The 11,051-nt window shown below is 39.3% G+C and carries 10 protein-coding genes; 4 read left to right on the forward strand and 6 right to left on the reverse strand.

All coding sequences use genetic code 11. From position 1 onward, the window contains the following. Positions 1 to 325: 325 nt before the first annotated feature. Both addB and addA read left to right on the forward strand, forming a co-directional pair. On the forward strand, positions 326 to 3,811 hold the full coding sequence (gene addB / locus J2Y67_RS26890) for a helicase-exonuclease AddAB subunit AddB (RefSeq protein ID WP_310179148.1): 3,486 nt from the start codon (positions 326 to 328) through the stop codon (positions 3,809 to 3,811). After that, positions 3,808 to 7,590, forward strand: coding sequence for a helicase-exonuclease AddAB subunit AddA (gene addA, locus J2Y67_RS26895; protein WP_310179150.1), 3,783 nt, complete (start codon positions 3,808 to 3,810; stop codon positions 7,588 to 7,590). Before addB ends, addA begins: the two co-directional genes overlap by 4 nt. Positions 7,591 to 7,641: 51 nt before the next feature. On the opposite strand, the gene J2Y67_RS26900 is transcribed toward addA, so the two are convergent. From J2Y67_RS26900 to J2Y67_RS26925, 6 genes are all read right to left on the reverse strand, one after another. Further along, positions 7,642 to 7,860, reverse strand: a complete 219-nt coding sequence (locus J2Y67_RS26900) for a spore germination protein (RefSeq protein ID WP_310179153.1) — start codon at positions 7,858 to 7,860, stop codon at positions 7,642 to 7,644. A 28-nt stretch (positions 7,861 to 7,888) separates the two neighbouring features. Beyond that, positions 7,889 to 8,296 (reverse strand): spore germination protein GerPE, encoded by a 408-nt coding sequence (locus J2Y67_RS26905; protein WP_310179155.1) that lies wholly within the window; start codon positions 8,294 to 8,296, stop codon positions 7,889 to 7,891. Continuing rightward, complete coding sequence (locus J2Y67_RS26910) at positions 8,277 to 8,483, reverse strand: spore gernimation protein GerPD (protein ID WP_310179157.1); 207 nt, start codon at positions 8,481 to 8,483, stop codon at positions 8,277 to 8,279. The genes J2Y67_RS26905 and J2Y67_RS26910 overlap by 20 nt, the downstream gene beginning before the upstream one ends. Beyond that, a complete protein-coding gene (gene gerPC / locus J2Y67_RS26915) occupies positions 8,480 to 9,106 on the reverse strand; it encodes a spore germination protein GerPC (RefSeq protein WP_310179159.1) in 627 nt (208 codons plus the stop codon). Before gerPC ends, J2Y67_RS26910 begins: the two co-directional genes overlap by 4 nt. Positions 9,107 to 9,192: 86 nt before the next feature. Further along, entirely contained in the window at positions 9,193 to 9,441 is a 249-nt protein-coding gene (locus tag J2Y67_RS26920; RefSeq protein WP_310179161.1) for a spore germination protein GerPB, read from the reverse strand. A 17-nt stretch (positions 9,442 to 9,458) separates the two neighbouring features. Beyond that, a complete protein-coding gene (locus tag J2Y67_RS26925; protein ID WP_026574484.1) occupies positions 9,459 to 9,680 on the reverse strand; it encodes a spore germination protein in 222 nt (73 codons plus the stop codon). A 263-nt stretch (positions 9,681 to 9,943) separates the two neighbouring features. Between J2Y67_RS26925 and J2Y67_RS26930 the strand changes: the two genes are divergently transcribed. Both J2Y67_RS26930 and J2Y67_RS26935 read left to right on the forward strand, forming a co-directional pair. Continuing rightward, complete coding sequence (locus tag J2Y67_RS26930) at positions 9,944 to 10,339, forward strand: globin domain-containing protein (protein ID WP_310179164.1); 396 nt, start codon at positions 9,944 to 9,946, stop codon at positions 10,337 to 10,339. 238 nt (positions 10,340 to 10,577) lie between these two features. Beyond that, positions 10,578 to 10,940 (forward strand): YisL family protein, encoded by a 363-nt coding sequence (locus J2Y67_RS26935; RefSeq protein ID WP_310179166.1) that lies wholly within the window; start codon positions 10,578 to 10,580, stop codon positions 10,938 to 10,940. Positions 10,941 to 11,051 lie beyond the last annotated feature (111 nt).

An 11,051-nucleotide genomic window follows, 5' to 3' on the forward strand; every position in this document is an offset into this window, starting at 1 on the left:
GTATTACTGTTAAAAGGGAAAAGAAAAGTGGTTTGATTGCCCGAACGAGCTGGTATTACTGTTAAAAGGGAAAAGAAAAGTGGTTTGATTGCCCGGACGAGCTGGTATTACTGTTAAAAGGGAAAAGAAAAGTGGTTTGATTGCCCGAACGAGCTTGTTTTACCGGAAAAGGGAATCGACAGCCTGAGAACATGGTGACTTGCTCTTTTTTTGCTGCCGTTTTTTTTACCATTTTTGGGTTCATAAAACGGACGTAATTCCAAACATCTGTGCCCATTTCATGATAAAATGAAAGACAAAGAGTTTAGGGAATGGGGGGAAGCACATGTCAGTTAGAATGATCATTGGGCGGTCTGGAAGCGGAAAAACATCGCTGTGTTTAAATGAAATACGAGATCGGCTATTGGAAAATCCAATGGGTAAACCAATTATTTACATTGTTCCCGAGCAAATGACGTTTTTATCTGAGTATCATTTAGCTAGAAATCCGCAAATTGGCGGAATGATTCGAGCCCAGGTGTATAGTTTTCCGCGGCTTGCATGGAGAATTTTACAAGAAACGGGCGGAATCAGCCGATATCATTTAAGCAACGTCGGAATGAGTATGCTGATTCGTAAAATCATTGAAGAACAAAAGGAACAATTAACCTTGTTCGGGCGCGCTGCCGATAAACATGGTTTTACTCAACAATTGGAACAAATGATTATTGAATTCAAGCGGTATTGTATTCGGCCTGAAGAACTTATGGAAGGATCAATAAACCTCGGCAATGAATCCGCTAAGGCACTCCAAGATAAATTACATGATTTAGAAATCATCTATAAACAATTTGAAGATGAAATTTTTGGGAAATACATTGATTCTGAAGACTATTTTCATCTCCTTGCAGAAAAAGTGGCTTCGTCCGGATATCTAAAGGAAGCAGAAATCTATATTGATGGGTTTTACAGCTTTACACCACAGGAATACCTTGTCATAAGGGAACTCATGAAGAATTGCGGGAGTGTTACCATTGCCATGACGACAGATAAGTTGTCTGTTCATGCAGCACCTGATGAACTCGATTTATTCAGGCTGTCGGCTGATGCTTGTTATTCTATTTTTGAAATGGCGAGCGTTGAAGGTATAGAAGTGGAAGAACCGATTTTACTAGGAAATCAACAAAAGTGGAATCATCCTTCCTTACGCCATCTGGAAGAAATGTTCGATGTCAGGCCTACTGTGCCTTATGAAGGACAAACGACGATTCATATTGGTCAAGCAGTTAACAGACGGGCAGAAATGGAAGGGATTGCAAGGGAAATTCGTGAGTTGGTCCGGACAAAAGGCTACCGCTACCGCGATATAGCCTTACTGATCCGTAACGGTGGGGACTATCATGATCTTTTAGTTCCGATTTTTGATGATCATCAGATTCCCTATTTTATCGACCAAAAAAGAACGATGTTAAACCATCCCCTCATCGAATTCCTTCGCTCCAGCCTGGAAGTGATCCAAACGTATTGGCGCTATGAGCCAATATTCAGGGTGATTAAAACGGAATTACTTTATCCGCTGCAGGAGAATTCAGGTAAAATGCGGGAAAAAATGGACCGGCTCGAAAACTATTGCCTTGCTTATGGGATAAAAGGAAGTAAGTGGACGAAAAAAGAGCGGTGGAGTTACCAGCGTTCCTACGGTCTAGAGTTGGAGACGAGTGTTCAAACAGATGCTGAAAAGCAAATTGAACAGGAACTAAACGAACTGAAAGTCCTGGTATCTGCCCCCATCTTACGTTTATCCAGGCGTTTGAAAAAAGCAGACACCGGAAGAAAGCTTTGCGAAGCCATCTATTTATATTTAGAAGAATTAGAGATACCTGCAAAGCTTGAAAAGTGGAAAATGGCTGAAGAGGAAAAAGGCAATCTTGTTAAAATGCGGGAACATGAACAGGTCTGGAATGCAGTGATAGACCTATTAGACCAATACGTTGAAATCCTAGGTAATGAACCGATTTCATTGAAGTCGTTTGCCGCTATTTTAGAAGCTGGCTTTGAATCATTGCATTTCTCCCTTATTCCTCCAGCGATTGATCAAGTATTAGTTGGAGACTTGGAAAAATCAAGATTAACAGAAATCAGGGTTGCATTCGTGGTCGGCGTTAATGAAGGGGTATTGCCAGCAAAACTGACGGATGAAGGAATATTGGCGGATGATGACCGAGAAATGCTGGAAATTGTCGGTATCAAGGTAGCACCAAGCAGTCGGACACGCCTTCTTGATGAAAACTTTTTAGCCTATAAAGCCATGACGATCCCGTCAGACCTGCTTTATGTTACCTATCCGCTTGCTAATAATGAAGGAAAAGCCCTTATTCCTTCATCGTATATTAAAAGATTAAAAGATATGTTCCCTCGATTAGATGAACTTGTTTTTGTAAACGACCCAGTGGAGCTGGCGGAAAAAGATCAGCTTAGCTTTGTATCAAATCCAACATCGACACTGTCCTATTTAACAGCACAGCTACAATTAAAGAAGAGAAATTATCTGATTTCTTCTCTTTGGTGGAATGTATATAACTTTTATATCGAAGGGGAAAGAAAGGAGCAGGCTGAAAAAGTTTTATCCAGCCTTTTTTATACAAACCAAGCGGTAAATCTTTCAAAAGAGGTAGCAGATGAATTATATGGAGATACCATTCAGGCGAGTGTTTCGAGAATGGAATTATTCAATGGCTGTGCTTTTTCCCATTTTGCTCAGCATGGGTTAAAACTAAGAGAACGACAAATATTCCGGTTGGAAGCACCCGATATAGGGGAGCTATTCCATGCGGCATTAAAGCATATATCAGATACCGTAAATGAACAAAAGATTTCTTGGAGTAAATTAACAAGGCAGCAATGTGAAGTTTTATCAAAGGAAGCGGTCAATACTTTAGCTCCAAAGCTGCAAAATGAAATTTTATTAAGCTCAGAACGTCATCATTATATTAAAAGAAAATTGGAGCAAATTATTACCCGTGCCTCTTTAGTATTAAGTGAACATGCCAAGGTTAGCGGATTTTCACCGATTGGCTTAGAACTAGGATTTGGCTCAAGAGGAGAGCTTCCGCCATTAAGGTTTTCGTTAAAAAATGGAAAGAAAATGGAGCTGGCAGGGCGAATTGACCGAGTAGATCAGGCAAAAGACGAAAACGGAAGTGTATTTTTGCGGGTAATAGATTATAAATCCAGTGAAAAAGATGTCAATTTAGGCGAGGTTTATTATGGGCTTGCACTGCAAATGCTGACTTATCTCGATATCGTCATAACCCATTCAAAAGAGTTGGTAAAAATGGAAGCGACCCCGGCAGGTGTTCTTTATTTCCATGTTCACAACCCGTTTATTAGCACGAAAAAAGTGTTAACGATGGATGAAATTGAACAGGAAATGATGAAAAAGTTTAAAATGAACGGGTTAATGCTAAGTGATCAAAATGTCATTCGTTTGATGGATCAGACACTTGAATCCGGTGATTCACAAATTATTTCAGCAGGAATCAAAAAAGACGGTAATTTAACCAAAAAATCCAAAGTAGCCAGCATTAATGAGTTTGAGAATTTACGGCATTACGTTCGAAATCTATATCAAAAAACGGGAAATTCGATTATTGATGGTGCGGTTCAAATTGCACCTTATAAGCTAAAAGATAAAACGCCTTGTACATTTTGTGCCTATAAATCGGTCTGCCAATTTGACGAATCGATCGAAGATAATCGGTACCGGATACTAGCACCACACTCGAAAGAGGATATTTTTGAGTTGATTGGAAAGGAGAATACCCCAGAATGAGTAATTTGATGATCCCGCCAATGCCGGAAGGGGCAACATGGACAGAAGATCAATGGAAGGCTATCATGGCTAAAAATAAGGATATTCTCGTTGCGGCAGCAGCAGGTTCGGGAAAAACCGCTGTCCTTGTGGAGCGCATCATTCAAAAAATCCTTTCGACAGATGACCCAATCGATGTGGATGAATTGCTGGTAGTCACCTTCACAAATGCCTCAGCAGCAGAAATGCGTCATCGAATTGGTGAAGCACTAGAGAAGGCAATTGACAATGATCCAGAATCGAGACATTTGAGAAAACAGCTTAGTTTATTAAATAAAGCGTCTATCTCCACGCTGCACTCCTTTTGTATGGAAGTGATCCGCAAGTATTATTATTTAATCGATGTTGACCCCGGGTTCCGGATTGCGGATGAGACCGAGGCTCAATTAATTAGAGATGAAGTTATAGATGAATTATTTGAAGAACAATATGGAAAGCCGGACAATGAGGTATTTTTTACCCTTGTTGATTCGTTTACGAACGACAGGAACGATGCAGCTTTAATGGATATCGTCCGTTCCATTTATGATTTCGCCCGTTCAAATCCGGAGCCGGAAAAGTACTTGGAATCAATTCTTAATATGTACGATGTCACCACGATCTCTACAATTGAAGAGCTTCCGTTTATTGAGGCGCTTTTATATGATATTGAATTGCAGCTAGAGGCTGCAAAGGAAATGATTAATAGCTGTTTAGAAATCGCAAAACAGCCAGGCGGTCCACATCCCAGGTCAGAAAACTTTTTGGATGATTTAAACGTTATTGATACTCTTATGACGGCAAAGAAGGATTCATGGCAAACCCTTTACAACGCCATGCAGACATGGTCTTTTTCCAGAGCTAAACCTGTAAAAGGGGACGAGTATCATAAAGATTTAACCGAAAAAGCCCAGAAACTGCGTGATAAAGCGAAGAAAAAGCTAGCTGATGTAAAGGATGAACTTTTTTCAAGAAAGCCTGAAAGTTTTTTACGTGATATGGAGGAAATGTATCCGCTGATTGAGACACTTGTTCGTTTGGTAAGTGACTTTTCAGAACGCTTCGAGAAAGCGAAAAAGGAAAAGGGACTAGTAGATTATGCGGATTTAGAACATGATTGTCTGCAAATTCTTACAGGGGAAATTTCCAAGGAAGGAGAATTTCTTCCATCAAGTGCAGCTTTAGCCTACAAAAAGCATTTTAAAGAAATATTTGTGGATGAATACCAGGATGTGAATTTGGTTCAAGAAACCATTTTAAAGCTAGTAGCGAATGAAAATGAGATGACTGGCAATTTGTTCATGGTCGGTGACGTCAAGCAGTCCATCTATCGTTTCCGTCTGGCAGAACCTAATTTATTTTTAGGTAAATACAATCGTTTTCGGCATGATGGAGAATTATCGGGTCTTAAAATCGACCTCGCCTGTAATTTCAGGAGCCGGAAAGAAGTTTTAGATGGGACGAATTTTTTATTCAAACAAATTATGGGGGTTAAAGTGGGGGAAATCGAATATGATGAAGCGGCTGAACTCCGCAATGGTGCCCCTTACCCTTATGATGAGCCGTATCCGGTAGAGCTTTTGCTCGTAGATTTAAACAAAGAGCAGAAAGAAACACAAGGCACGGAGGATGAAGGTGAAAACCAGGCGGATGAGTTTGATGCTGTTGATTTAGAAAAGTCCCAGCTGGAAGCAAGAGTGATAGCATCAAAGATTAAGGAATTAATCTCGAGTGGAAAGCAGGTATACAATACAAAGTCAAAAGCCAGCCGTCCTCTTATGTATCGGGATATTGTCATTCTTCTCAGGTCGATGACATGGGCACCGCAAATTATGGAGGAATTCAAGCAGCAAGGAATCCCTATTTATGCAAATTTATCAACAGGGTACTTTGAAGCAACTGAAGTGGCTATCATGTTGTCATTGCTTCGTGTAATCGACAATCCTTATCAGGATATTCCTTTAGCGTCTGTTCTTCGTTCTCCCATTGTCGGTCTAAATGAAGAAGAACTTGCCAAAATTCGAATTTATAAAAAAAGGGGATCCTTTTGGGATGCGGTTAATACCTTTTCACGAAGTACGGAAGCTGAAAATACCGAAATGTTTTTCGAAAAAGTCCGCCGCTTTTCTGATTTATTAAAAGAATGGCGGGGAGTTGCCAGAAAAGGATCGCTTTCGGAACTTATTTGGCAGCTTTATCGGGACACCCATTTTTATGACTTTGTTGGAGGATTACCGGGTGGCAAGCAGCGCCAGGCAAATCTAAGCGCTTTATATGATCGCGCACGGCAATATGAACAAACCTCCTTTAGAGGTTTATTCAGGTTTTTGCGTTTTGTCGAAAGGATGATGGAACGGGGAGATGACCTGGGGGCGGCAAGAGCACTAGGGGAGCAGGAAGATGTGGTTCGGGTTATGACCATCCATAGCAGTAAAGGACTTGAATTTCCAGTTGTCTTTGTTGCAGGGATGTCCCGAAGTTTTAATATGTCGGATATTCGCAATTCGTATATGCTTGATAAGGAGTATGGATTTGCTGCCAAATATGTAAATGTAGAAAAACGAATTACCTTCCCGTCATTACCGCAAATGGCATTTAAGAGGAAAAAGAAAATGGAAATGCTTGCAGAGGAAATGCGCGTATTATATGTTGCCTTAACGCGGGCAAAGGAAAGACTATATTTACTTGGTACAGTGAATGATGCCGGTAAAAAAATAGACCAGTGGAATGATGTTATCACGAATCAGGAATGGCTCTTAAAGGACTATGAAAGGGCATCTGCCTCCTGTTATATGGATTGGGTTGGGCCGGCATTGGTTCGTCATCAAGATTGTATAGATGTAAGGGTACCGGAAAAAAAGGGATTGCAAACTTCCAGTGAAATTATGTTCCATCCTTCGGCATGGGAAATTTCGATTTTGAGGAGCGAAGAACTCAAAAATCTAGAAATAGGTGAAGATTGTAAGGAAGATGACAATCTGGATTTAGTAAGAATCTCCAAGCCTGTATCGGTTGATACAACCTATGCAAGGGAAATAGATGATCGATTAACATGGGAATATACCTACCGGGATGCGGTAGCAAATCGGTCGAAACAATCCGTTTCAGAAATGAAACGGCAAAGGGAAATTTCCGATGAGCAGAGTGGGACCGATCTCCTTCGAAGGTATAACAAACCGATTTTAAAACGGCCGAAGTTCATGCAAGAAAAACAACTAACCCCTGCGGAACGCGGTACAGCTCTTCATATGGTTATGCAGCATGTCGATTTAATAAAACCAGTCAGTGTTGATTCCATTCAAGCACAAATAACCAATATGGTCGTTAATGAATTATTAACCCCTGAACAAGCAATGGTAATCGATGCCGGGTTAATTGTTCAATTCTTTACATCGGAATTGGGGAGAAGGCTATGTGCTGCGAAAGAGATTAACCGCGAAGTTCCTTTTACCATATCACTCCCTGCAGAAGAGGTATACATGAATTGGAAAGACGAGACGGAATCCATCTTTGTTCAGGGGATTATGGATTGTATATTTGAAGATGACCAAGGACTGGTACTGATTGATTATAAATCTGATGGTATAACGGACCGATATAAAGGCGGGTTTGAACAGGCAAAACCGATCCTTCTTGACCGTTATAGATTGCAAATTAATTTATACACAAAAGCAATTGAACAAATTTGGAAAAGAAAAGTGAATGAACGCTATTTGTTTTTCTTCGATGGTGCCCATATTCTAAATCTGGATGAAGAATAAGAGGCCAACATAAAAAACGGCATAAACCAATTCATAGGTTTATGCCGTTTTTTAATTGTTTCCAGCTATAGGCTGGTCAATAAGATCGGGATCTAAAACGTTTGTTCCACTTATACCATTGTTTGCAATGATGATACCGCCTGTATTAAATCCCCCAGAGCCTCCGTAAGTTTTTGCAGTGCTCTTTGGTGAAATATAAACTGTATCGCCAAATTGAACAATTCCGCCGCTAACAGCAACAATTTGCACAGGACCAATAATTGCTGGCATTACCAACATCCTTTACAATAATAAATGTCTAAGGCATTCTTTGCATTTCCTTGATATCCTGTTCATGCCCGTATGGGAGTTCTTGCCGGATATGTTTAACTCTAGCCTCCATAGAAACATTTCGACTGTTTCCTACGTGTAAAATCGATGAAGAAGAAATACCAATAATATCAATTTTTTTTACTTTTATTATTGGTTTGGGATTATGAGGTAAAAATGAAACAGTTTCGTTGATTGGTGGTAATGGAATAGGCTTTTTAAATACAGAATAGGAAGGAAAATTCCCTTCATTCCCATAAAATATTTCTGCTTCCCTTTGAACAGCGATAGCTCGCGAAAATCCATTTATGATGCAGGAATCCCCAAGCTGAATAATCGAAGAGTAGGATAGGACCATTACATTTAATTGGTCAACATTAGATGTTCGCTGTAGCATATCCAGGGGTCACATCCGGTTCCAACGGTACAAATGGTCCGATAATTAATGATTCAGCAGGAGTGTCGAAAGCAGAAGCCAATTGAATTGTTTCGGTATCTCCCACAAGGACTAAGGAAGAACTGGAAACACCTGTAATTTGGATGTTTCCAACAACGAGCTCGCGGTTATAAACTTCAAGGTTCATTCCATATTCATTCCTTTCACATTCTCAGGTAAATTATTTAAAAAGGTATAAACACCATTATGAATTTCCTGTTTCAGTAATTCAATAATCTGATTTTCTACTAAAGATTTATTTTCGTCTGATTGGTCAGTTGCAGGAATGGATTTTAAGTGATACTCAATTCTATTGGGAAGCTGTTTCATTATATCCTGTTTGATGAAAGATAAATAGGATTCATTTGGCTGGATTCTTAATTGGTTTTCAGTATTCTCAATAATTTGAGGTAAATCTGTTTCCAAATATCGATAAATTGCCTCTTCAATTTTCATTGACCGCTGCATTTGGGACTTTGGAGATACTGGGGTATTCAATGATTGACCTTGTATCGCAAAATCCTCAATTCCGGATAAATCATTCGGATTTAGGCCAATAGAAAGCGTACCTTCAAGGGTTTCCACCTTCAATTGATCAAAATTATATTGAATTGTATCGACATGAATGGCCGGTTTTTCCCTTATTTGCTTTAGATCGTTCTGCATATTTTGAATTGCCGCTTCTAATGATGCAATTCTTTTTTCTTGTGCTTGAATGCATGTCAGCAGCCACTGAAGGTATTGGTATAGATCCTGATACAATTCGATCACCCCGTCTTGTAGTCTCCTCACCCTAAATAAATATATATGCGGAACAAACTGGAGACTTGCCAAGTATTTGTGCTAACGAGGATTTGCTACTCAACCGTTCTTACTGGTGCCTGTAAGGGAACTGCAGGCGCAAATGCTTCGGGAGTTGTGGGAGGCTTTGCGATTTCTCCAGGTTTAATAGCGGCTGGTGCCGGTTTAGTAAACCCTCCAGTGTTATACAAATAAGCAGCAGGCTTAATAATACCGGCAGTGCCAATTTGCAGGACAGAGGAATTGGTAATCCCGCCAATTTTGATAAAATTGATTTGAATGGACTGCTGGATGTAAAAATTCATTCTAGATCCCCCATCCATTACATATTAAAGGCATTCGCTTGATCAATCATGTCTGGATCCGTTGTATTCGTTGAACTTAAATTATTATGAACGTTTAAACGTTCCCCAGTGTTAAAGGAACCTGCTCCAGAGAATGTTTTTGCAGCGGCAAAAGGCATAATTTTATAAACATCTCCAATGTGAAAAACAGAACTGTTCCCCAGTGTAATGACCTGAGCAACTCCAACAATCGCCGGCATAATCCACACCCTTTTTTAATCTAGCTTTAGCGCCCAACCTCGGGAGGGAAAAAATGAACTGCTTTTTTCCTAGGTTGCTTCCGCTTTTTTCATAGGTTTCTTTCCTTATCATATGTATAGGCGGATATAATGTGATTCATTCGCCCAAAAAAATCGGGTTCTAAAAATATTACAAATCATTTTGACGTGATATAAATCACGAAACTATTCCTATTTTAAGTTTATAATTATTAAAATAGGAAAAAATAAAGTGGGTGAAGAAAATGAATTATCAATTTAAAACGCTTTATAATGAAATCGGCGGGCAAGAAACAATCGACCAGCTTGTCAATGCTTTTTATCCACGTGTATATGATGACGAAGTTTTAAGGCCATTATTTGAGGGCGATATGAAAGAAATTATGAGAAAGCAACGCATGTTCTTACCGCAGTTTTTAGGCGGACCTGCACTATACAGTCAGGAATTTGGACCACCTGCGATGCGTGATCGGCATCTGCCATTTGAAGTGACGCCTAAAAGGGCCAAGGCTTGGCTGCGTTGTATGTGGGAAGCATTTCAAGAAATTGGTCTGGATCAAAATCCAGCCGGACTAGCCTTTTATGACCGTTTGACACAAGTTGCCGGAATCATGGTGAACAGTCCAGATACTGAAGAATAATGAAACCTTTAAAATAGGTTAAAATCCCCTTGCTTGTTTATGCAAGGGGATTATTTAATTTCTGATAATGATAAAAATAAAAGTACCGAAACTTTATAAACAGCTTGAAGCAACAGGTATACCCCTGACGTCTACTTTTTCTAATTTACAATATTGTCAGGATTTAAGCTCTTTTTTTAGTATTTTTAATTTGCCTATGATATGATTGCTTGGACTATAAATAAGGAGGCAAAATTAAATGATTCACGCACATATTACGGCATGGATTGTAGCACTTATTTTATTTTTTGTAGCGCTTTCCTTAAATAAAAGCGGAAAAATAAAAGGTGCGAAAATTGTCCAAATGATTTTAAGAGTATTTTATTTGGTGATAATTGGAACAGGAATTATGCTTTTCCCACACTACTACTCGGATTTAACCAAATGGTATATTTTAAAGGTAATTGGCGGATTATGGGTTATCGGTACATTTGATATGATATTATCACGCGTAGCGAGAAACAGAAGAACATCTGCTTTTTGGATTCAATTTATCGTTGCATTTGCATTAGTTTTATATTTAGGATTTGCAGTATTGCCACAATCATTTCTTACTCCATAAAAAAAGCTGCCCATTTTAAAATGTACCCTTTGTAAAGGACATTTAAAAAAAGGTTAGGAAGCCTGAAGAAGATGATTTCTGTATTGAACAGGGGTCATCTTTTTTAGGTTC

This window comes from Neobacillus niacini, assembly GCF_031456445.1.
In the GTDB taxonomy this organism is placed as follows: domain Bacteria; phylum Bacillota; class Bacilli; order Bacillales; family Cytobacillaceae; genus Neobacillus; species Neobacillus niacini_I.

What these genes read in the sequence shown, in the direction of transcription:
- J2Y67_RS26920 (WP_310179161.1), bottom strand. Translation starts at nt 9,441, where the DNA reads ATGAATTTTTACATCCAGCAGTCCATTCAAATCAATTTTATCAAAATT.
- J2Y67_RS26930 (WP_310179164.1), top strand. Translation starts at nt 9,944, where the DNA reads ATGAATTATCAATTTAAAACGCTTTATAATGAAATCGGCGGGCAAGAA.
- J2Y67_RS26935 (WP_310179166.1), top strand. Translation starts at nt 10,578, where the DNA reads ATGATTCACGCACATATTACGGCATGGATTGTAGCACTTATTTTATTT.
- J2Y67_RS26910 (WP_310179157.1), bottom strand. Translation starts at nt 8,483, where the DNA reads ATGAACCTTGAAGTTTATAACCGCGAGCTCGTTGTTGGAAACATCCAA.
- addB (WP_310179148.1), top strand. Translation starts at nt 326, where the DNA reads ATGTCAGTTAGAATGATCATTGGGCGGTCTGGAAGCGGAAAAACATCG.
- J2Y67_RS26900 (WP_310179153.1), bottom strand. Translation starts at nt 7,860, where the DNA reads ATGCCAGCAATTATTGGTCCTGTGCAAATTGTTGCTGTTAGCGGCGGA.
- J2Y67_RS26925 (WP_026574484.1), bottom strand. Translation starts at nt 9,680, where the DNA reads ATGCCGGCGATTGTTGGAGTTGCTCAGGTCATTACACTGGGGAACAGT.
- J2Y67_RS26905 (WP_310179155.1), bottom strand. Translation starts at nt 8,296, where the DNA reads ATGCTACAGCGAACATCTAATGTTGACCAATTAAATGTAATGGTCCTA.
- addA (WP_310179150.1), top strand. Translation starts at nt 3,808, where the DNA reads ATGAGTAATTTGATGATCCCGCCAATGCCGGAAGGGGCAACATGGACA.